This window comes from Robiginitalea sp. SC105, assembly GCF_014243345.1.
Classification (GTDB): Bacteria; Bacteroidota; Bacteroidia; order Flavobacteriales; family Flavobacteriaceae; genus Robiginitalea.
The window spans coordinates 894,544-917,960 of record NZ_JACLZF010000002.1; the positions used below are offsets into that span (position 1 = coordinate 894,544).

The window sequence follows — 23,417 nt, forward strand, 5'->3', positions numbered from 1 at the left end:
CATGAGCCAGCCGAATGATCCGTATGCCGCCCTGAGATTCCGGGAATTCAACATCTTCCTCATTGTCCGCTTTGCCATGGTTCTCGCCTGGACCATGCAGTTTATCCTGATCGAATGGCTGGTCTATACCCTGACCAAGGACCCGTTGTCGCTGGGGATCATCGGGCTGATGGAGGTGATCCCATCCGTCGGGATGGCTCTCTTTGCGGGCCACATCGTCGACCAGCGTGAAAAGCGCAACCTTTTGGTGGGGTGTATCCTCGGATTCTCTGCCATCAGCCTTGGCCTTTTTATCTTCAGCCTCCCCTCGGTGGAGGCTTCCATGGAACAGGGCTACCAGTTGGCCGCCATTTATTCGCTGGTCTTCCTGGGCGGGATCGTGCGGTCCTTCCTCGGGCCAACGATTTTTTCGCTCATCGCCCTGATCGTCCCCAAACGCATCTATCCGAATGCCGCTACCTGGAGCAGCAGTACCTGGCAGCTGGCCTCGGTGCTGGGCCCGGCACTGGCCGGCTTTTCCATCAGCTGGATTGGCGTACACTGGTCCCTTTGCCTGATTTTTGGTTTCTCCCTGATAGCGCTCGCATTTTTGATGCGCATCCCCCGCAAACCCATCCTGAACCCAAATATCGGCGAACCGGTCTTTCAGAGTCTCAGGGACGGGTTGCAGTTTGTTTTCCGGAACAAGGCCATTTTGGGCGCCCTGACCCTGGACATGATTGCCGTGCTTTTCGGGGGGGCGGTGGCCCTGCTCCCGATTTATGCCCAGGATATCCTCCAGGTGGGGTCCGAGGGTTTCGGCATCCTGCGGGCGGCGCCTGCGGTAGGAGCTGCTATCACCATGCTGGGTTCCACGCGCTTCCCGCTCCACCGCCATGCCGGCAAGAAACTGCTTTGGGCAGTCTTCGCTTTCGGGGCGTGTATCATCGTTTTCGGGTTGTCAACCATTTTCTGGGTATCCGTGGGCGCCCTCTTCCTCAGTGGGGCGGTCGACGGGGTGTCGATGATCATCCGGCAGACGATCCTGCAATTGAAAACCCCGGACAACATGCGGGGGCGGGTGGCATCCGTCAATTCCATCTTTGTGGGGTCCTCGAACGAATTGGGGGCTTTTGAAAGCGGGCTGACGGCACGGTTGATGGGGACCGTGCCGGCAGTTGTATTCGGCGGTTGTATGACCTTGCTCACCGTAGGGGCCATGGCCTGGTTTTCCCCCAGATTCCGCCGCCTGGACCTTAGGGACGAGGTGGAGGCCGATATATCATCCGACTCCTGAACCCCGCCCTGGGTTTGGGTTTGCCATTCACGCAGATAAAGGGACCATCCATACATTAATCCACTGTCTGCCAGTAAAATATCGTAAATTATTTAGGCATTCACAGGTTTAACGGTAGCAGGCCTCCTGCAACCGCTGACCCGATGCAATCAAGGCGCAAACCCTAAAAAGATCCCATAATGAAACTCCAGACAATTCTCGCACTCCTGGTATTTTTGGCATCGGGGAGCCAGGTACAGGGCCAGTTTCTCAAACGCCTGGCCAAGAAAGCCGAGAAGGCAGCAGAACGGACCGTCCTCAACCGGGCCGGAGAGGAATCCGGGAAGGCGACCGATTCGGCACTGGACAGCCTGCTGGGGACCCCGGAGGATGGTGGAAACGCCGGGGCGGCCAAGGGGACACCGCAGGGCGGCACGGGGGTGGATTACAATACCGCCAAGCTTATCAATACGGATGCGAAGCGCAGCTTTTACACCATGGATGTGGTGGTCCACACCGTCAACAGCAAGGGGGAAACCACTGATTCCTATTTCGATGCGGAGGAGCTGGCCATGCGGATGGAGGCCTCCCGGAATGACGCTTCCATGTTCACCGACAGCGAAGGGTTCCAGTATGCCTACAATGACCGGGAAGAACGATGGGAAAAGACCGGGCTCATGCGGAGCGAGGCCATGTCCTTCATGCTCCCTGCCATGTCCATGGGCATCCTGAAGCTTCCCGAAGGCCCCATGATGGAAGCGACGCAGCGTTTCCACGAACAGGGGGTGAACATGAATACCTTCTTGTTGGTGGAGTGGGCCTTTATCTATAGCCCGGAGGATTTTGGCGGCAGTGATTTCACAAGGACCCTGGTGCCCTGCCCGGACGGCGGGGGGGACTGTCCCAAATTTTCCTATGAGGACCCCGAATACCAGGGATCCTATGTGGTTTTCGATTCAGAGGGCCGCCTCTCGGAAATCCATGCACGGGTAGATAACCAAATGGCGCAGGACGAGGGGACCTATTCGTTTTCCTACGACAGGGATGTCCAAGTGCAGATCCCGAATGCAGTGGAGGTCAAGCAACCGTTCGACAACCTCTTCTCCAGGGGATTGAATGTGGATGACAACTGACAGGCGACCAACCGGTCAACGGGCCGTGATAATCACCCGCTGATAGCGCGTCATGGGGTGCTCCGCCACATCGCTCACCTCCAGGATAAGGTGCACATCCTCCCCGGGCGCCATATCTTCAGGCAGTTTGATTTTCAGGGTATTCCCGCTGACCGAACCGGGCAGCAATTCCCCACTGTAACCATCCACTTCGGCATACCGCCACCAGAGGTACTGCAGGGAGTCCCCGTCCGGGTCGGCCCCCATGCCGGTGAGCGTGATTTCCTCTCCGGGTTTGGCCGTAATGCGGTTGCCTTCCGCGATTTGGACTTCGGGGGGGTGATTGGCAGCCGCATAGCTGGTAACGCACCAGTCTGCACGCGCCGCAAAGTCCTCCTGGATTGCGGGAATCCAGCGGGTCTGCGGATAGGTCACATCCAGGGTATCGGTAAACGGGTTGAAATCGCTCACGCCGCCCCCGTCCTCCCAGCGGTTGGGCTGCGATTCGGACCGGAGGAGCCGCCCGCCCCAACCGCCAATGGAGGGGTTGTCGATATTGTCCAGCCCCACATCCACCAGGTGGAGGTAAGCGGGGGAGTCCCCCTCCGAAATAAAGTCATAGGGCTTAAAGGGCCCCCAGTTCTGGCCAAGGCTCCCCTGGTTGAAGGAATCCAGGGCAACCCCGTGGATATGTTCCGGGTCCCCCTGTTGTTTCTGCCCATCCCCGTAGCTGTAATACCGTTCCAGCAGCGGTCCGTGCCCCTTGATCAGGTGTTCTTTCATAAAAGGCCCTTCCAGGTAAGCATGCCAGGGTTCCGGGACCTGCTGTTTCCAGGGATAGGCAAAACACCAGAACTGGTTGGAGTTGTAATACACCTTCAGGTCCGGCCAGTTGGGGGCGATGTATTTTCGGTATGTGGCATCCTGGTCCATGATCGCGTAGATGACGGCCTTGCTGCAGATCTCCCGGTAGATGGTTTCCCACGAACCGGAATCCCCGAACTCCTCCTCAATGGATTTCAGGGCCCGGGCAATGGTGTTGGTCCCGCCCCAGACCTGCAGGTACAGGGGGGTAGTGTCGTTGTCCATCAATTTTTCGGCAATCAGGCGGGAACCTTCCGTATCCTTTTCCATCTCCCCCTCAAATTCGATGTTTCCCACCCGGATCAGCGAACGCAGGGTTTGTGGGTCCGGGTACCCATCGGCGTGCTTTTGCAGGTTGGGGTATACTTTGGCGTATTCGCCGATCAGGTCCTGCATCCAGGAGGTACCCGGCCAGCGCAGGTCGGTTTTCTCCCCGTAAATCTGCCGGGTCATCTCCATTTCCGAAACAAAGGGCGTACCCCGGCCGTCCCCCTTGTAATGCCACATGGAACTGCTGTAAACCAGGCCTTCGATCCGGAATTCATTGGCATAGAGCAAGAGGCGGATAAAGGAATCCACGTCGTCGATTTCCCCGTCCGTGGTGACAATGGTCCGCGGTTTGGATGCATCTGCTGGCGGCACATCTGCCGTTTCAGTTTCTGCCTCCCGGCAATGGATAAGCAAAATTGCCGACACCAGGCAAATCGGGTAGATCAGGCGTTTCATCGGTGCAGGATTACGGTTATTCGAACTGGCTTGGGTCCAGGTTGAAAAAACGGACCGCGTTGTTGAAAAAGATATCCCGTTTCTGGTCTTCCGACAGGTAATTTGCATTCTCGATCACCCCTATGGAGGTTTCCAGCAGCTTGGGCCAGACCATAAAGTCCGTGCCATAGAGGATCCGCTTGCCAAAACCGGCCTGGACCAGGCGTTTGAGGTAGGCGTGTATCTCTTCCAGTGGGTAGCTCCAGATAAATCCGGCCAGGTCCACGTAGACATACGCATTAGCCCCCATCAGCGCAATCATCTGGTCGATCATGGGGTAACCGGCATGCATTACCCAGATTTTCAGTTTCGGGTGGCGGGCCAGCACGTCTTCGAGCAAGAAGGGTTGCCCGAGAGAGGCGCGGTATTTTGGGTTGTTGATATTGATCATCCCGTTGCCCCCGGTCCCCATATGGATGCCCACGGGGATCCCGAGTTCTTCGGCCACGCCAAAATACGCATCCAGCGACATATCGCTGGGCGACATCCCCTGATACTGCGGGGCCACTTCTCCCATCACTTTGTAAAAGCCCGAATTCAGGGAATCGCGAAAGGCTTCCACGCTCATCTGCTCTGCATTGCTGATCCCGAGGGAGGGGATGATCCGGTCCGGGGCCTGGGCATGCCATTTATGCAATACCTCCGGGTCGCCGCTGGCCACCAGGACCATATTGAGCCTTTCTGCAGTAGCCAGGAGTTTTTCCTGCATATCCGCATCCGAAAGGGCAGGCTGGAGCGGATCCACGCAGTCCAGGTTCACAAAGGAGGGGGCCGGCTGATTGGGTCCGCTCCCGGGCATGCTGCTGAGGAACCACGGGCACATGGGTGAGGAAAAATTCGGGTTGACCTTCATGGCGTGCACATGTACATCGATGATGGGCGGGCGTTTTTTGGATTCCTGCGCAACGAGGCCGGCGGCGAGCCACAGGCAGAGGAACATTGGAATTTTAAATGCTGGAAATCCGGGAGTGTGCTTTTTCATTGGTTGTATCGGTTAGATTTGAATTCGATTGAACGGGTTGCAAGCGCTTTTATCAGGAACCCGATGGATTGTTTGAATCCATGGCGCCTCAATTTAAGCCAAAATCCCTGTCCGGCCAACCTGGCCGCGTATAGTTATGTCTTTTGAAATACCGCCTTACCGCACCTGCAGGGAAATCAGCTGCTTTTTGTCCCCTGACCTGGAAAGGTGGACGGTCCTGTAGGTAACCGTCTCGGACGGGCTCCCAAAATTCTGGTAGATCCGGCATCCTACCACAAGGGGCATGCGCTCCTGCCCGGGAAGGTCACTGACCAGTTCCACGTTGAAGAGCCATTCCCCGACACTGTCCGGGCCAAAGAGGTCAAAGGTTTTCAGGGTCATACCGTTTTCGCGCTCTTCCCGAAGGAGGGCAGGGCTGGCCGCAGCCGTATGCTCCCAATTGTAAAAGCGCTTTTGGGGGTTGACCGATTGAATCGCGAATTCCACCCCCGGCAGGTTCCATTCAAAAACGAGCCGGGCCTTATAGGATGGACAATTATCGTAGTCGTATGCCCCCGGGATCATCCCGGAAAAGCCGGGGTTAGCCCGGAAGAGATTCTGTATTTCCCGTTGCAGGTAGGTACGGTACTCCGAGGCCGCTTCTCCGGTGCCAACCACCTGGCGGTGCGCAGCGATTAGTTCGCGCACCACGGCAGCCTTTTCCTGCCGGTTCTCCCGTAACAGCGCTTCGGTCACCAGGGAAAGGCCGGGAGCTGTTCCAGGTTGGTTGAGGGCTTCTGCCAGGGTCAGCGCCAGCTGGTGTTCGCCTGTTTCCAGCAGCCCGTAAAGGGATGCCTTCAGGGCATCTGTACGGGCCGGGAAGCTTTCGGCCAGGTTGCTGATGATACGAGCCCCAAGTTCTGGTTCCCTATCCCTGAAAGCGTCATAGGCCTCCAGGAAAAAACGGGGTTGCCCGGTCCGTATCGGTTGTAAGGCCAGGTATCTGTCATATGCCGGGGCAACGGGGATACCGGATAAAGCCCGGGTAACACCTGACTGGCTGTTTTCCGAGGCATCCCCGGCATCGTAAATATTGTTTTTGACCCGTGCTGCATCGGAAACGGCGCTGGATTCCCCGGTTCCGTAGACCGCAGCCTTGGTGGTAATCAGCAAGACCCCGTTCCTTCCGGCTTCCCCATACTTGTTCGTAGCTGCAAGGCCCTTGAGGACGGTGATATCGGCGATATTATTGGGGTCGATAAAACTGGCACTTTGCAGCGAATTGGGGCCTCCTGCGGAAGAGGACTGAGCCATCGGGGTTCCGTCAATGATGATCAACCCGTAGTTGTTGCCGAGCATGGTCATGTTGGTCCGGGTGGTGAACTGGGTGGCGTCCTGTCCCTGACCCAGGTTGACCCCGGTAAGCCGCCCTCCCTGCAAGGTCTGGGACAAGTCGGTCTGCACATCGGAAACCTCGTCATCCCCGATGGACTGGACGGCGACCCCCACGCGCCGGCTGTCGCGCATCCCGGTTGCCGTACGGGTCTTTTCAATGGCTTCAGCCTTCGCTTCGCTCACCTGTACCTCGTCGAGCGCGATGACATCGCTGTTGAGGTAAAAGGCCATTTCCGAAGCCTGTCTCGCACCGAAGGTCCGGGATTTGATCCCACCCCCGGAGATAACCAGGGAATCACCGGCTACCCCATCCAGTACAAAACGCCCTTCGGAATCGGTACGGGCTGTTTTTTCGCTGCCTGCATAGCGGACTTCCAGGCCGGGTGCCGGCAGGTCGTCTACATAAATGGTGCCGGTAACCTGGGCCTGCGAAGCGGTGCCCGGCCCGGAAGGCCTTGTTTCCATGGGTTTGAGCTGGACGTAGTCCCCCCGGTAGAGCAGGGCGGAGCGTTCCAGGAATTTCTGCGCATCCCCCGTTGCACGGCTCAGGATCGTATTTCCCGGTTGGAGGAGCAGGCGGTCTTCGGGGTGTAGTTGGCGACCGTCTGTGTAGATAAAGGTTTCGCCTTTTACCAGATACGTGCTCATGCGGTTGTAACTCACAGCGCCGTCGTACGCGATCTCCTCCAGGGCTTTCTTTAGTGCCGACCAGTCACCGCCCAGTACGCGGTGTTCCGATTTCTGCACATCCGTATGGAAGGTGAGCAGTTCCACCCGGCAGTCCCCGCAGGCGGCGAATACCGGTTCCAGGTAGCGGAAGGCATAAACCGGCTCGTTGTCGGACATGGAAGCGGAAGCATCCCAGAAAAGGCGGATGGTCTTGGTCCCGGTTGCAACCTGCCCCGGCATCGGAAGGGCTGCCAGCAGGCAAAGGAACAGGGGAAGCCAGCGGAAAATGGTTTTGGCGTAGGTTCTCAAAGTGAATTCAGAATTTTAATCGAAAGATACCAATTATCTTCTGATTGTTCCCCGTTTGCGCCATGGGGCCGCCCGCGTCTCCCGGGTGTCAACGATCCAGGTTCCAGAGGCGTATCCGTAACAGGTTTTTAGCCCCTTTTTCAGCAAAACGGCCTATATTGTGTATTCCTAACACAATTGATGACCATGATAAACTCCACGCGAATCCAAGGAATCTTTTTGCTGATGACATTACTCGCCGGCATGGGCCTGCATGCCCAGAATACCAATGCATTCCCGGTACAGGCCCGAACCGATAAGGGCATTATCGAAGGGAATTACAACACCCATACAGGTATACAGACCTATTTCGGGGTGCCATTTGCACAGCCCCCGGTAGGGGAGCTCCGGTGGAAGGCACCCCGGCCCATGGAAGCCTGGGACGGGGTGAAACTTACAAAGAAATTTGGCCCCCGGCCCATGCAAACCCGGGTATTCGGGGACATGAAGTCCCGGTCGGACGGGGTGAGCGAGGATTGCCTCTACCTGAATATCTGGACCCCTGCAAAACGGGATACCTCCGGGTTGCCTGTCCTGGTGTATTTCTACGGGGGCGGGAATGTGGCCGGTGATGCTTCGGAACCCAGGTATGACGGGGAAAGCATGGCTAAAAAGGGCATGGTGGTCGTTACCACCAATTATCGCCTGAACATTTTTGGCTTTCTGGCACATCCCGAGCTTAGCGCGGAATCCCCTTACGGGGGATCAGGCAATTACGGCTCCCTGGATCAGCAGGCGGCCCTGCAATGGGTCCGGGACAATATTGCAGCCTTCGGGGGCGATCCGGCGAAAGTGACCATAGCCGGAGAGTCTGCCGGTTCCATCGGCGTCAGCACGCTCATGGCCTCACCCTTGTCCAAAGGCCTCATTGCCGGGGCCATTGGCGAAAGCGGGGCATCCATCAACCCCACCATGGCCCCGGTACCCCTTTCGGAAGGGGAGGAGCAGGGAGCCGGCTTTTTAAAACAAGCCGGGATTACCTCGATTGCCGAATTGCGGAAACTGCCCACACGGGATATCTACGAACTCTACAACGAATCCGGCCGCTTCGGGTTCCCGATGACCATCGACAACTATTTCCTGCCGGCCAGCCTGCCGGAGATCTTTGAAAGTGGCGGGCAGGCACAGGTACCCCTGCTGGTTGGGTGGAATTCGGCAGAGATCCCCGGCATGGCATTTATGCAGGGGATGCCCTATACCCCGGAGAATTTTGAGAAAAAAGTCCGGGAAGTCTATCCGGAGCGCCATGCAGCGGTCCTGCAGGCCTATGCGCACAATACGCCCAAGGAGGTGGAATACGCGGCCACGGCACTGGCTTCGGACCGGTTTATCGCGTACAGTACCTGGAAGTGGTTTGACCTGCACCGCAAACACAGCGACCAGCCGGTGTACCGCTACCTCTACAGCAAGATCCGCCCCCCGCTCCGGGACGCCAACCTGAGGCCCGGACTGGCCGGAGGCACCGTAGAAGCGGGGAGCGAAGCCCCTGCCATGCCGGAGCCCATTGGCGCCCCCCATGCCTGTGAGATCGAGTACTGCATGGGCAACCTGCACCTGGTGGATGATTACGCCTGGACGGCCGAAGACTATAAGGTCTCGGAAACCATGCAGGCACTTTTCGCCAATTTTATAATGAACGGGGACCCCAATAGCCCCGACCTGCCCAGTTGGCCGGCTGCCGGCGCCGATGACCCTAACCCCCCGGTCATGGTGATCGACACCCAGAGCAAGTCCGTCCCTGCGGCCCATGACGATCGCTACAGGATCCACGATGCGGTTTATAACAAGTAAAACCGGTTTCCATCTCCTGCAGCGGGCGCTGGGGAGTTTGTTACTGGTGGGAATGGTTCTGGTCCACAACCGGTGCCAGAAGGGCAATCCCGACATACCACTGGCACAAACCTCGAGCGGCATGGTTAGTGGCGTGAAAACCGGGGAGGGATTGCAGGTTTTCAGGGGAATCCCCTTTGCGGCCCCTCCTGTAGGGGATTTACGATGGAAACCCCCGCAGCCGGCTCCATCATGGGAAGGCATCCGCAAATGCGCCGAATTTGGCCCCAGCCCGGTACAGGGTCCCCCGAGGCCGTTCATGTACTGGTCCGAGGAATTCCTGATTCCTGAAACACCGATCTCCGAAGACTGCCTGTATCTCAATGTCTGGACCCCCGAAATGGAGCCGGAGGTTCCGAAACCTGTGTTGGTATATATCTATGGAGGTGGATTTCGCAGCGGGGGAAGCGCCTGTCCGATCTACGACGGATCCGCAGTAGCCGGTAAGGATGTCGTCTTTGTCAGCATCAATTATCGCGTGGGAGTCTTTGGTTTCCTGGCGCATCCGGAACTCACGGCCGAAAGTAAGCGGGCAAGTTCCGGGAATTATGCGCTGCTCGATATGGTGGCTGGGCTGGAATGGGTCAGGGACAATATCCGGGCATTCGGGGGTGACCCTGGACAAGTAACCATTGCTGGCCAGTCGGCCGGCGCCTTTGCCGTCAATTACCTCACTGTAATGCCCGAGGCACGCGGCCTTTTCCATCGGGCCATTGCCCAAAGCGGAAGCAGTTTCCAAAGCACAGGCCTGGGATCGGGGATTGATCTGGCCACCGCCGAAAGCCAGGGTCGGGAGCTGGAGGCGGAAATGGGCGTAACAGGTATCGAAGGACTCCGGGACCTGCCTGCAGAAAAACTCCTGAATGCGCGGAATGGATCCCAGGGACCCATTATCGATGGGGAGGTGGTACCCAATCCGGTAACGGTAACCTATGAGAATGGCGAACAGGCCAGGGTCCCCTTGTTGCTCGGTTGGAACAAAGACGACCTAGTTTGGCTTCCTTCCATGAGCCCGGACGAATTCCACTCCGGCTTTCCTGAGCGCTTCGGGCCAATGGAGGCGGATTTTAAAGCGGCCTACCCGGCAGGAGATAGCCTACAGGCAAGGGAGTCTCAGCGCCGCCTTAGCAGGGACCAGACATTTGGATACCCGGTTTTCACCTGGGCAAAGAACCACTCCCGGACCTCCGGAGAGCCTGTGTACCTCTATAATTTTAACCGGGACCTGCCTGCATACGACAAGGCTACGCAGTTTGGTGCATTCCATTCGGGAGAGATCGTTTATGCCTATGACAACCTCCATACGCTGGACCGTCCTTGGGAAATTGCAGACCGGCAACTGGCCTCAGCCATGTCGGCGTACTGGGTGAACTTTGCCAAAACCGGCGATCCCAATGGCCCCGGCCTGGTCCCTTGGGAGCCTTTTACAGAAGGCGCACCGCAGGTACAGTTGCTCGATACCGCAATCAGGCAGGTGCCCCTTCCTGACCTGGAAACCTATGGGCTTTGGGATTCCCTGGGGAGGGCAGGAACGCGATAAGTAGAAATTGGGTAATTTTAAACGGAACCCAAACCCAAACCCAAACCCAAACCCGAAGCCCAATCCATACACAATCCAAACCGAAACTTAAAACCAAGCTCCAATGCCCGTTCCACTTCCCAGATTTTTGACTGCATTCCTGCCGGTACTCCTGTTGATACAGGGGTGCACCGCACAGAGCCGGTTGGTAGCCGGATCCCAGGAGACTGCCGTCCGGGAGACCCTGCAGTACTACCTGTATTACCCGCCGGGTTATGATGAAAGTGAGGAGGAATTCGGCATCCTGTTATTCCTCCACGGGGGCGGGGAGGCCGGGCAGTCCCTGGAGGCGATGCGCGAAAACGGCCCCCCGAAAATGCTGCTGGAAGGCAATGACTTCCCATTTTTGATCCTGGCCCCCTATAACTCCCATAAAAAGCAATGGTGGAATGTGCGGGCGGTCAGACAGCTGCTGGATTCGGTAGTGGCGGACAACCGGGTAGACCGTAACCGGATCTACCTGACCGGCCTGAGCCGGGGCGGCTCGGCCTCCTGGGAAATGGCCGTTCAGTATCCCGATACCTTTGCGGCCCTGGTGGTGGTCTGTGGCATGGCGCCTTTGCCTTATGCCTCCTGGATTGACCCGGACCTGCCCATCCGGGTATTCCACGGTACGGAGGACGAGGTGATCCCATTTTCCGAATCAGAGCGCATGGTGGCCCGCCTGCAGCAGATCGGTTATGATGTTGAATTGACGGCTTATGAAGGGGTTGGCCACAATTCCTGGGACCGGGCCTACCGGACGGAGGGGCTTTTTGAATGGATTGCAGCCCAGTCGCGATCGGATCGCTGATCCGGCTGATGCATGCGGACCCGGCAGCCTGCCCGGTCCGGACTATATTCCCTTCAAACCAAATAACCAATTAACCAATAATGCCGGCCGCCGGCACCAGCGTATCAGGTGCCTCCTTCCAGGGTCTCTGTCCGCAGCAGTTTCCCGCTTCCATCGTAAAACTCCACGGATTCAACACCCGGCACTACCTGCAGGAACCTCCCCGACTGGGAATGGAAGCCGCTTCCCCAGTAAAATTCGTGGACCTGTTTGCTGCCGTCCCTGAAATTCACGATCGCGCGGACTGCTGAATCGGAAACAGGGAGCATGCGGCCCGGGGTCTGGTCTTCAAATGCCTTCAGCCGGTCATTGTTTTGGGAGGCCACCCAGATAACGGAGCCATTGGCCCCGGCTACCCGGACCAGCGCCTTGCCATCACCGGGCACATAAAAGCCGCTCTGGTCCGTGCGGAGTGCGCTGAAACCCTTGTCGGTGTTTCGCAGCATCATCCCCATAAAGGCGTCGGCACGGCCCTGCTGCACCTCCATCCCGTAGTCATTGCCCACCATGAGCACATCCAGGCGCCCGTCCTGGTCGAAATCGGAGGCCGCTGTGGCAAAGACCGGGGCGATCTGTACCGCAACCGGCAGCGGGTGGCGGGCAAACCGGTTGCCGCCAAGGTTCTCGATCCAGGAATTGTCCATGGTATTGAATTCATAGACCAGGGCATCGTTGAGCAGCCCGTCGGGAAACATTTCGGGCAGGGTGGAAGCCCCGAATTCCCCGAAGGAGTTGAAGCGCTTCCGGATGGCCGAAAACTGCTTGACCACGTCCTGCCAGGGGTGGTAGAGGTATTCACGCCGCACCCCCGCGCTGTCGCGGAGGTAATAGGAGATCAGCGGGTCAATCATCCCGTTGTCGTCCAGGTCCTTCGCATAGATGCGTACGGGCTCCTCCCGGGAACCCTTGAAGTAGATGTTGGTCCCTGAATTCCCCGCGATATAATCGATGTCCCCGTCGTTATCCAGGTCCGCGGGGGTCAGGCTGTTCCACCAGCCTTTATCGTCGGCCAGGCCGGTAGCTCCGGTAATTTCCCGCAACTTGCCGTCCCGGTTTTCAAAAAAGCGGAGCGGGCTCCATTCGGCGGCCAGGATCAGGTCCGGCCAGAAATCCCCGTTGAAATCGGTCCAGAGGGCATCGCTGATCAGGCCGGCGTATTCCAGGCCCTCTGCTACCTCCCCGGTAACATCCGTAAACCGGATCCCCTGCGGGCCGCTGTCGTTCCTGAGGATGTAGGAGCGGTCGGCCGTCGGGTAGGCAAAGGGCTTCACCCTGCTGCCGATAAATAGGTCCAGGTCACCGTCGTGGTCAAAATCTGCCGCTTTGGCCACTGAGGAATTGGCCCGCATTTCGGGCAACCCACCGGTACTGGGCGTAAAGTTGCCCTTGCCGTCATTCACCATCAGGACATCCTGGTACCTTATATCACCCACCTCATACTGGCCGGATCCCCGCGCCAGGTACAGGTCCAGGTCCCCGTCCCCGTCTGCATCGAAGAGGAGGGAAGCCGTATCCTCCTCTTCCAGTTCCGGATGTACCTTGTAATTTGCTTCCTTTTCCTGGAAGGTGCCGTCGGGCTGCTGGAAAAACCATTTTTCAGGGAAATTGCGGCTTCCCCCTACAAACAGGTCTGCGAGCCCGTCCCCATTGACGTCACCTGTCGCCAGGGAGGGCCCGTACTGGGAAAATTTATGGGGGATGGTCCGCTGGAAGTTGAAATCGATAAAGTCGATGTCCCTGATCAGGCTGTTCAGGCCCAGCCGGTCCGAGGCTTCCACCAAATAGCCTTTCCGGCTGGATCCGTCCGTGGGACGGTCCGGGTTGCCGGCCTCCGAATAGTTCACCGCGAGGGTCTGTCCGGCAGGCACTTCCATGAGCCGTTGTATGCGCCCGTCCGGCCATTGCACAATCACCGAATCGGCCGCTTTGGCTGTTCCCAGGCCAAAATGCAATACGGATTCCGGTTTGGAAAGGTAGCCCCGGCCGGAGAGCAGCTGCAGCTTTTGTACGTGCCCTTCGCTATACACCGAGACCATGCTGCCATAGCCGGCGGCATTCTCCCGGGTACCGTTGAGCCGGATCCGGAGGTAGCCCAGTTCGGGATGCAGTTCCGTGCCGTGGTTTTCCAGCAGCAGCGCCTTTTCGTTCAGGTTGTTGATCACCAGGTCCAAATCCCCGTCCTGGTCCAGGTCCCCGTAGGCGGCCCCGTTGGAGAACGTGCCGAAATTCAGCCCCCATTCCTCGGTGACGTCCTTGAAGGTCAGGTTGGACATGTTCCGGAAGGCGAAATTGGGGATCTTGATCTCCGGGATGGCCTCGATGAGCTTCTCCTTGCTGACCAGGCGGCTGGCTGTCACCCTAAAATCCCCGAAATCCCGGTCGGTAACATCTTTCGGGAACCCGTTGGTGATCAGCAGGTCCTGCCACCCGTCGTTGTCGTAATCCGCGAAGAGCGGCGCCCAGCTCCAATCGGTTTCCTGTATGCCCGCGAACATCCCCGTTTCCGAATAGACCGGCAAACCGGTGGCCGGGTCGGTGCCATTGGCTATCTGCAGCGTATTCCGGGCGTATTGGTATTCGTAATCGTACCTGCGGGTGAATATTTCCTTGTTGTAGCTGCTGGGCCCCTGGAACAGCTTCTTGCGCTTGTTGTAGTAAGGCTGCATCTCCGTGGTAAACAGGTCCAGCTCCCCGTCGTTGTTGATATCCGCCAAATCGCTTCCCATGGACGAGAGGCTGAAATGCTTGAAAATATCCCCGGCCCGGTTGGTAAAGGTGCCGTCCTGGTTATTGATATAGACCAGGTCGTTGCTGAAAAAATCATTGGCCACATAGATATCCATCCAGCCGTCCTTGTTGAAATCGTGAATCAGCGTACTATGGCTGTACCCGTGGAACCGGATCCCCGCTGCATCCGAGACATCCACAAAAAGCGGGTGCCCCGAGGCCTCATCCCAGCGGTTTTCGTAGAGCCGGTCCCGGCTTAGGGAGGTGCCGTCGTCCTGGTTAGGCCGGAACTCGGAGGGGTTGATCCCCTCGATGCGGTTGACCCCGATAAATAAGTCCAGGTCCCCGTCGTTGTCGTAGTCGAAGAACTGGGCGTGGGAGGAATAGGTGTCGTCGGCAATGCCGTATTCGGCTGCCGCTTCCCGGAATTTCGGGATGCCGTCTGCATCCGTGCCCTGGTGGACGTAAAGCAGGTTGCGCCTTTGGGTGGAATCCCGGTAAAAGGTATTGCAGATGTAGATGTCCAGCTGCCCGTCCAGGTTCAGGTCGACCAGGCTGACCCCCGAGGACCAGAGGAGGGAATCGGGCTTGCCGATACCTGAAACATCGGACACATCCTTGAATTTCATCTTGCCCTGGTTCAGGTAGAGGGCGTTGTTTACCTGGTTGCCGGCCAGGAAGATGTCGTCCAGCCCATCCCCGTTCAGGTCCCCCAGGGCCACGCCGCTGCCGTTGTATACAAATTCGTTGTCGAGGATATTGATACTGTCATTTTCATGGAGCCGGTTTTCGAACGCAATGCCGGAGGCATCAGCAGGTACTCTTTCGAAGAGGGCAGGGGGTTGCTTTTCTCCGGTACAGGAGACAAAGCAGAGGGTCAGGAGCAGCAGGCTCAGGACGGGGAAGGTTCTCATTTCGGGTTGTTTGAAGTAGGAACAAAAATGCGGGAAATCGCGGTAAGGCACAAGAAAAAGGCCGCTTAAAAAGCGGCCTTTAATCTTTCGTTAATGCTTGTTAGTAAGTCATTACCATCCGGGGTTCTGAGAGAGAACATCTCCACCCTGCAGGTCGATCTGCGCCTGCGGGATAGGCTGGTACTCGTGCTTGCCAGCCTGGAAGGTTGCACCACCAAACTTGGTAACCAGGTACTGGCCTTCATAGTTGAAATAGCGATTCAACTCGTCGGCAGCAACGCCCCAGCGCACCAGGTCAAAGAAGCGGTGTCCTTCTCCGGAGAGCTCCAGTTTCCGCTCAAAGCGAACGATGTTCCGGGCGGTTGCCTGATCTCCGAAATCAGCAGCGGTATACTCGCTGATCACATAGTTGGCCGCATTCGCATTCGGATCGTCGTATTCCTTCACCCAGTACTGGGAATTGGCAGCGCGGGCACGCACCTGGTTGACCAGGTCGAGTGCGGCTCCAAGGTTGCCCAGTTCCACTTCGGCCTCGGCGGCCATCAGCAGTACGTCGGCGTAACGGATGATGGTATAGTTCATAAGCGCGTATCCACGGGTCCAGGAGCTACCGTCGGTCAGGCTGTTCTCCTGCGTACGGTAATACACGTACTTCTTGGGAGAATAGGGCCCGGCATACGGGAAGCTACGGATCCATGCAGAACCCGGGTGCTCGATCCAATCCAGGTAAGGGATACCCTTACGTCCGATAGACCAGTCGATCCGGGGATCCAGGGGTCCGGCATCTTCCACGAAGGTGCCTTCATCCTGCCCGTCCTGGAAGACGTGGCGGTAAATGTTGGCTACCTCGTTGGCCGGGTTGCTGAAGGAGTAATCCAACAGCGGCAGGCCGGCATTGGTAGTCCGGAAGTGGTTCGCCAGGTCGATACTCGGCTGGAAGAACCCGCAGCAGTTACCCGGTCCGTCGGGGCCGGTGTTGTACGGGTAGTTCAGGTCGTCGAAATAATTGGCGTTCTGGGTGCTACCGGTATTGTTCGCAGCTTCCACATCAAATACGGCTTCCGCATGGTTGTCGAATTCCGCATTGAAAATTTGCTGGTAATCGTCCAGGAGCGCATATTTTTCCCCAGTCGGGGTAGTCCCGTTGGCGATTACGTCGTCAAACCAGCTTTTCGCGGCTGCAAATTTCCCCTGATAGAGGAGTGCCTTGCCCATCAGGGCGGCGGCAGCCCACTTGTTGACGCGACCGGCGGAGTTGGTGCCCGGCATGTTGTCATAGGCGTACTGCAAGTCCGCTTCGATAAATGCCCAGGCATCCCCGTTGTTGGGAACCAGCGGCACTTCTGTAGCCGGTACGGTTTCGTCAAAGACCGGGATGTTGTTGAAGTGCTTCTTCAGGTCAAAGTAGAAATGTGCGCGCAGCATCCGGGCCTCTCCGGTGATCCGGGCGAAATCCGCTGCAGACAGGTTTTCCTGAATGGCGGTGGCCGTCTTAACCACATTGTTGGCCCGGCTCACACCTTCGTAACGGCCGTTCCAGAGGGAGTTCAGGTCGCCCTGGGTGGCATCGTGGTCAAAACGCTGTACCGGGTTGATGGTGGAGTAATCCCCCGCATCGGTACCCTTGTTGGCGTCCCCGCCCAGGATGGATCCGGTCACCCAGTGGTTGGGCCCTTCAAAACGGTTGCCGAAAACCCCGTTCAGCGCCGCATAGGTGCCAATCAGCAGGCCTTCAACCCCGTCCTTGGTTTGTAACTGGGCATCCCCCAGCGAGTTCGCCGGCGGGACTTCCAGGAATTCGTCGCTACACGCCCCGAGCGTTAAGAGCCCGGCAGCTAGCAGCGATGCAATGATCTTGTTTGTTTTCATAACTTTTTTTCCAAATATATTCAAAATATTTCTTTTCATCTTCCTCATTCTTATTGAATTATAGTCCAATGTTTATATTAAACAGGTATGAGGGCGTAACCGGGTAGTTACCGACGTCCACACCAAAGGTGGTATCGGCATCCCCACCAACCACCGGATCCAGTCCGCTGTATTTGGTGATGGTCCAGACGTTGTTTGCAGACAAACCGAATTCGAATTTCTTCAATCCGAGGGAATTCAGTACGTCATCTCCAAAGTTCCAAAGCAGGGCAATACGCTGGAGGCGGATATAATCCCCGCTCTCTACGTACCAGCTGTTGGATGCCCCGCTGGTAGACAGGTTGGAGGCGCTTTCCCAGATCGGCGCAGCCGCATTGTTACCCAGTTCCGGGGTCCAGGAACGCAGGGCATTCACGCCTTTTGCAGATCCTTCAAAGGTGCCGAAGAAATCCCGGAACCATTTGCCCTGGTTGAAGATTTCAACTCCGGCAACCCAGTTCCAGTACGTTTCGAATGTCAGTTGCTTGTACTGCAGGTTGATCACCGCACCACCGCTGTATTCCGGTACCGGGTCTCCCAGGTAGGTACGGTCGTCCGGGGTAATGGCCCCGTCGCCGTTGATATCCGCATAGCGGAAGCGTCCGACGCCTGCCCCGTCCTGGGTTGGCGCGGCATCTACCTCTGCCTGGCTGTTAAAGTAGCCGGTCACCTGGTAGCCAAAGAAAGAAGACAGGGGACGTCCCACCTGGTTCCGGGTCGGGAAAATCCCCCGGTAACCCGGGCCGTCCAGGAATTCAATGCCTTCGGCAAACCGCACGACCTCGTTCTTGAGGAAGGAGTTGTTCAGGGTAACGGTGAAGTACAGGTCTTCGGACAGGTTGCCCCGGCCGATGATCTGGAAATCAACCCCCTGGTTCAGCATGGCCCCAACGTTACGGGAGGGAGCAGCTGCATAGGCTCCGGTCACACCCGGCAGGGGGACCTGGAACAGGAGGTCTTCAGTATCCTTCTTCCACCAGTCGAGGATGATGTCCACGTGGTTGTTCAGGATGGTCGCATCAAAACCGATGTTCAGCGTGGTGGAAGTCTCCCACTTTGCATCGGGGTTACCGATACGGGAAGTGGCAAATCCTTCGTTGGCACCGCTGTTCTGGCCATCGATGGGGTAGATGGTGTTTCCGATATCCAGGGCAGCCAGAGAGAACTGGTTGGCCGGGTTCACGTTGTTGGAGTTACCCATCTGTCCCCATCCCCCGCGGACCTTCAGGTCCTGGAAGATGTTCTGGTTTTCCATAAAGGGCTCGGCAATTATCCGCCATGCACCGGAAACCGCGGGGAAGGTACCGTAGCGGTTGTTCTCCCCGAATACGGAGGAACCATCACGCCGGATTACCCCGGTCACATAATACTTCTCGTCGAAGTTGTAGTCCAGTTTCCCGAAGAGGGAGCTGAAGTTCACCCCTTTGCGGATAAAGCTCTGTACCACAGGGCTGGTAACCGTCTGCAGGTTTACGTAGTCCAAATCCGTGGAGAAGGGGTTGATACCCGATCCCTGGATCCGGCGGCCGCGGGCTGCGGTGGTAGGCGTTGCTGCCCCCTCGATGGCTTCGATACCAGCGATAACCTTGATCCCGTGCTTGCCGAAGGTCTGGTTATAATTAACGGTATTGGTCCAGATCCACTGGAAGCCGTATTCGGAGCCCTCGTTAAAGCTGAAACTCGCTTGCGGCTCGGAATCCCCCAGGTAGCGGTAGTTGTAATCCCTGTTGGTAAAGTTGTAATAGCTACCCCCGAGGCTGGTCCGGATGGTCAGGCCTTCGATCGGGGTCAGGGCGGCGTAGATGTTACCAAACGCGCTCACGCTGAATGCCTGGTCGTTGCCGCGGTCCTGTACCAGACGGCGAACCGGGTTCCGCGGGTTGTTGAAACCGGCGGCACGGGTGGAGGCATAGCTTCCGAATTCATCAAACACCGGCAGGATGGTAGGCATCCGGTAGGCGGAGAGGATTTCGGACTCGTCGTTGGCGATACCCAGACCGCCGTTGCCACCTGTCTGTCCGCGGACGGAGTTATAGGTAGCCTGGAAATTCTCACCGATCACCAACCAGGGTGTCAGGTCAAATTCGGAGTTGAAACGGGCGGTAACCCGGTCCTGCTCGTTCTCGAGCAGTACCCCATCCAGTGACTGCAGACCAAGGCCCACATAAAAGCGGCCGTTTTCGGTTCCGCCGTTAAAGCCAAGACTGATCCGCGTGGCCGGAGCCAGGCGGGTGATTTCCTTGTACCAGTTGGTACCCCGCAGGTTCGGGCGGATCAGGAACACGTTTTCCGGATCGGCCTCGTAATTGGCGCGGATCTGTGCCAGGTCAATATCACTGGCAGAAACACCGTTCTGGCCATCCGCGTGCAGGTAATCCGGGAAGGTAGGCGTGGCCTGGTTCCCGTATTGCGGGTGGGTGTACTGGGGGGTGGTCCCTGTTGCAGCGGCGTTGTTCCGATACCCGATGTGGGTATACTCTGCCATTTGCTGAGGGTTCAGCATGGCAGGGGAGCCGGCTACGTTCGGGTCGGTGACCCCAGTCTGTATATTAATGTTGATTTCGGTTTTCCTGTCCCTTCTGCCGGGCTTGGTGGTGTATACGATCACCCCGTTGGCGGCACGCGCCCCATAGATGGAGGCTGCAGCGGCATCCTTAAGAACCGTGGTGGTCTCGATGTCGTCCGGGTTCAGGAAGGAGATGTCGTTGATCGGCACCCCGTCTACCACGTAAAGCGGTTCGTTACCCCCGAAGGCCCCGAATCCGCGTACACGGATCTGGCTGGCGGTACCGGGCTGTCCGTTGGTTACAACGGTTACACCCGCAACCCGTCCGGCGAGCTGCTGCTCCACGTTACCAGAAGGGATGGCTGCCAGTTCCTCGGCTTTTACGATAGAAACGGCCGCAGTGGTTTCCCGTTTGGTTTCCGTGGTATACCCGGTGACGATCACCTCGTCAAGGGCTTGTGAATCCTCGGCCATGGTAATGTTGATCGAAGAACGTCCGTTCACCGGGACATTCTGCGTCACATACCCGAGGTAACTTACCACGAGGACGGCATTGCCGTCTGCCTCGATGGAAAAGTTCCCGTCGAAATCCGTCTGGGTTCCCCGGGTTGTACCCTGCACCACAACGTTGGCACCTGGCAGCGGAACTCCAAAGGAATCGACAATAGTACCCGTAACTACATTCTGAATAGGTACCTCTGCTTTAGTCGATGTTTTGGAATTTGCGCGCAACGACTGAATTCCTAAACATGAGAACATCAAAATGAATCCTAAGAAAACACCCACAGATGTGTTGATTTTCTTCGAATTCCAATCAGCGCTTCGAATCATAATGTTTAAGTTGTTAAGTTAGTTAAATGTTTGATTTACACTTGATTAATTCGAGCTTGAGCCGAAAACGTTTTCGCTTGAACGTTAAAAAAACCCAAAAACAGTGTTAATATTACTAAAAAACGGGCGAACAATCCGAGGGGTACCCGGTTTTTTTATCAAAAAACTTCTAATATGTTAAAATCAGGAAGGCTATATTGGGGATATCGAAATTCCGTATTTTCACCTTTCCGGGTTGGAAGCCGCTCATAATTTGCAGGCCGTGACCAATCCGACTAAAACCAATCGTTAAACAAAACTGCCAAGAAAATGTTAAAAAGAATCTGTTTACTCCTGATTGTGGCCGGCTGCTTTCTCCTTGCGGGGAGTACCCGGGCCTGGTCCCAGGAATTTGGTCTGCAATTGTACAGTCTGAGGAATCAATTCAGCGAGGACGTCGAAGGGTCCCTTGCCCAGATCCGGGATTGGGGGATTACCTATATAGAGGGTGGCGGCACATACGGCATGCCCCGGGAAGAATTCCTCGAGCTCCTTGAAAAATACGGACTGAAGACCAGTAGTGTGGGCGCCTCCTTTGAGGAACTCGAAAAGGACCCCGCAGCCCTCATTGAAAAGGCCAGGGCCTTTGGCGCCTCCTATGTGATGTGCGCCTGGGTGCCCCACAAGGGGGACGAATTCCATTTGGAGGATGCCGAAAGGGCGATAGGGGTTTTCAACCGTGCCGGCCGGATCCTGGAGGAAGCTGGCCTGCAACTGGCGTATCATGCGCACGGATACGAGTTCCGGCCCCACGGGGAGGGCACGCTCTTTGACCTGATGGCGGCCCGGGCCGACTACTATGATTTTGAAATGGACATCTACTGGGTGTACCACGGGGGGGCAGACCCCCTGGAGCTGCTGAACCGCTACCCGGACAAGTTTGTCCTGATGCACCTCAAGGACATGGAACAAGGAGTTTCCGGCAACCTGACCGGGCATGAGGATGTGGAGACCAACGTGGTGCTCGGGACCGGGCAGATCGATGTGGCTGCCGTGGTAAGGCGCGGTGCCGAACTCGGTATCCGGTATATGTTCATAGAAGATGAATCCTCCCGGGTCCTGGAGCAGGTCCCCCTGAGCCTGGAATTCCTGAGGGGGCTGAAGGATTAGTCCATCCGGCGGAAAACCAAACGCTGGATCTCCAGATTCGCCCCGGGGGCAAAAGGCCCCGCATGCAGCCGGATGGTATCCCTTCCCGGCGACAGCCCGATTTGCCCCAGGGGGAGTGGCCTGAAATCCTTTGCGTAGGATTCGATACGCGGCACCCGGTCCTGTTCCATGCCGTATGCTTCACTTTCAAATGCCGTTTCGATGGTGCGTCCCACGGAATCCGTTCGGGTGGTCATCCACAGCCGGGTGCCTGCGGTCGCTTCGGTACAGGCATAATAGGCGGTTACTTCAAAAGTGCCTTCGGAAAGCAGCTCCACAGGCCAGCTGATCCCGCCCGCTTCCCGGTCCCACCCGGTCATGTAGGATGCGTTGGGAAACCGGTTGCTGCGCCTGACCGGACTGCCTGCGGTTGCATCCCTTGCGGGTAAAACGGTTTGTCCAGATCCCGGGTAGCCCAGCGTAAAGGGGCGTTGCGTGTTTGTTTCCGATACGTTTTCAAGCAACCAACGATTCCTGGCGCGCAAAAGCGAGTCGTGCATTTTTGGAAACCGTGTGCTGACATCCTCCTGTTGGCCCGGGTCATTTTCGATATCGTACAATTGGTTTTCCGCATCCAGGCGGAACCGCTGGGAGCGAACGCTTGTTTTGCCGTTCCAATGGTTGAAGATCAACCCGGGGCGGTTTTCAGCCCCGGTGCCGGTGATTCCTGCACTCAGGTCAAACCCGTCCAACCGGACCCCGGTTGGCAAGGATACGCCGGCCAGGGCTGCAAGTGTGGGCAACAGATCCACCCCGGCCCCGACGCTCCGCAGCAGTTGCCCCTCCGGGATATGCCCGGGCCAGCTTACAATCAGGGGAGATCTGACCCCACCTTCGTCCGTGCTGCCCTTGCGGCCTTTCATCCCGCCATTCCAGCGATAGCTGTTCGGGCCGTTGTCCGACAGGAAGACGACGAGCGTATTGTTTTGAAGGTTTTGTTCCCGAAGCGCTGACAGCACCCTCCCCACGTTCGTATCGATGTTTTCCACCATAGCCAGGGCAGCCCTTGTAAACAGCGTATCCTCCGCCTCGGGATCCCGGTGCCTCAGGCTGATTGGCCGCTGTTTTAGTCTTGCCCAATAGGGTTCAGGGACCTGCATGGGACTGTGCGGGGTATTCAGGCTCAGGACAGCCAGGAAGGGCCGCGGGTCCGGCTGCGTAGTGAATGCGATGACCTGGTCGGTCAGGTCGTCTGCCAGGTAGCCATGGCCCCGGACGAATTCCCCGTTGCGTTCAAGTTCCGGGCTGAAATAGTGCGCCCAGTGACCGGAAGCAAAACCGTAGAATTCACCGAAACCGCGAAAATTGGGATGGTAGGGGGGCTGGGAGCCGTTATGCCATTTGCCGAAAAGCCCGGTACGGTAGCCGGCATTCTGGAAAATGCTTCCCAGGGTAGGGACATCCGGATCCATCCTTTCGCCACCAGCCGAAGTGCTGTAGACTCCAAGGCTTGAGGCATAGCGCCCTGTCAGCAATTCCGCGCGGGTAGGGGAGCACACGGGCTGGACATAAAAATTCGCAAAGCGTGTACCCGATCGCGCAAGGGAATCCAGGAACGGGGTACGGATATTGGTATTCCCGTGGATGCCGAGATCGCCCCATCCCTGGTCATCGGTAAGTACAATCAGGATGTTCGGGGGAGTTTGGGTGGCAGGTGAAGGATGGTTTTCACATCCCGGCAAAAGCAGGGCCAGGAAGGGGATGCAGAACAGGAATAAGGGTTTGCGTAACAT

At 57.2% G+C, this 23,417-nt stretch carries 13 protein-coding genes; 6 read left to right on the top strand and 7 right to left on the bottom strand.

Features of this window, described 5'->3' with window-relative positions; genetic code table 11:
• Nucleotide 1: 1 nt before the first annotated feature.
• Complete coding sequence (locus H7F20_RS13105) at nt 2-1,276, top strand: MFS transporter (RefSeq protein WP_185786620.1); 1,275 nt, start codon at nt 2-4, stop codon at nt 1,274-1,276.
• Nucleotides 1,277-1,455: 179 nt separating this feature from the next.
• On the top strand, nt 1,456-2,388 hold the full coding sequence (locus H7F20_RS13110; protein ID WP_185786621.1) for a hypothetical protein: 933 nt from the start codon (nt 1,456-1,458) through the stop codon (nt 2,386-2,388).
• Between the two features lie 15 nt (nt 2,389-2,403).
• On the opposite strand, the gene H7F20_RS13115 is transcribed toward H7F20_RS13110, so the two are convergent.
• The 3 genes from H7F20_RS13115 to H7F20_RS13125 form a co-directional block, all read right to left on the bottom strand.
• On the bottom strand, nt 2,404-3,957 hold the full coding sequence (locus H7F20_RS13115) for a DUF1593 domain-containing protein (RefSeq protein ID WP_185786622.1): 1,554 nt from the start codon (nt 3,955-3,957) through the stop codon (nt 2,404-2,406).
• A gap of 16 nt (nt 3,958-3,973) precedes the next feature.
• A complete protein-coding gene (locus H7F20_RS13120; RefSeq protein WP_255444094.1) occupies nt 3,974-4,936 on the bottom strand; it encodes an amidohydrolase family protein in 963 nt (320 codons plus the stop codon).
• A gap of 198 nt (nt 4,937-5,134) precedes the next feature.
• Nucleotides 5,135-7,330, bottom strand: coding sequence for a TonB-dependent receptor plug domain-containing protein (locus H7F20_RS13125; protein ID WP_185786624.1), 2,196 nt, complete (start codon nt 7,328-7,330; stop codon nt 5,135-5,137).
• Between the two features lie 225 nt (nt 7,331-7,555).
• Here H7F20_RS13125 and H7F20_RS13130 point away from each other — a divergent pair, with 225 nt between their 5' ends.
• From H7F20_RS13130 to H7F20_RS13140, 3 genes are all read left to right on the top strand, one after another.
• Complete coding sequence (locus tag H7F20_RS13130) at nt 7,556-9,160, top strand: carboxylesterase/lipase family protein (RefSeq protein WP_255444095.1); 1,605 nt, start codon at nt 7,556-7,558, stop codon at nt 9,158-9,160.
• The gene (locus H7F20_RS13135; RefSeq protein WP_185786625.1) at nt 9,117-10,739 is read left to right on the top strand and encodes a carboxylesterase/lipase family protein; all 1,623 of its coding nucleotides are present in this window, start codon (nt 9,117-9,119) and stop codon (nt 10,737-10,739) included. Before H7F20_RS13130 ends, H7F20_RS13135 begins: the two co-directional genes overlap by 44 nt.
• Before the next feature lie 103 nt (nt 10,740-10,842).
• Nucleotides 10,843-11,571, top strand: coding sequence for a PHB depolymerase family esterase (locus H7F20_RS13140; protein WP_185786626.1), 729 nt, complete (start codon nt 10,843-10,845; stop codon nt 11,569-11,571).
• A 104-nt stretch (nt 11,572-11,675) separates the two neighbouring features.
• On the opposite strand, the gene H7F20_RS13145 is transcribed toward H7F20_RS13140, so the two are convergent.
• From H7F20_RS13145 to H7F20_RS13155, 3 genes are all read right to left on the bottom strand, one after another.
• Nucleotides 11,676-15,251, bottom strand: a complete 3,576-nt coding sequence (locus H7F20_RS13145; RefSeq protein WP_185786627.1) for an FG-GAP-like repeat-containing protein — start codon at nt 15,249-15,251, stop codon at nt 11,676-11,678.
• A 111-nt stretch (nt 15,252-15,362) separates the two neighbouring features.
• Entirely contained in the window at nt 15,363-17,120 is a 1,758-nt protein-coding gene (locus tag H7F20_RS13150; RefSeq protein ID WP_185786628.1) for a RagB/SusD family nutrient uptake outer membrane protein, read from the bottom strand.
• Between the two features lie 58 nt (nt 17,121-17,178).
• A complete protein-coding gene (locus H7F20_RS13155) occupies nt 17,179-20,424 on the bottom strand; it encodes a SusC/RagA family TonB-linked outer membrane protein (protein ID WP_370588509.1) in 3,246 nt (1,081 codons plus the stop codon).
• 381 nt (nt 20,425-20,805) lie between these two features.
• On the opposite strand from H7F20_RS13155, the gene H7F20_RS13160 reads away from it, so the two are divergent.
• The gene (locus H7F20_RS13160; protein ID WP_185786630.1) at nt 20,806-21,645 is read left to right on the top strand and encodes a sugar phosphate isomerase/epimerase; all 840 of its coding nucleotides are present in this window, start codon (nt 20,806-20,808) and stop codon (nt 21,643-21,645) included.
• Here H7F20_RS13160 and H7F20_RS13165 read toward each other — a convergent pair.
• Nucleotides 21,642-23,417 (bottom strand): arylsulfatase, encoded by a 1,776-nt coding sequence (locus H7F20_RS13165; protein ID WP_185786631.1) that lies wholly within the window; start codon nt 23,415-23,417, stop codon nt 21,642-21,644. The genes H7F20_RS13160 and H7F20_RS13165 overlap by 4 nt on opposite strands.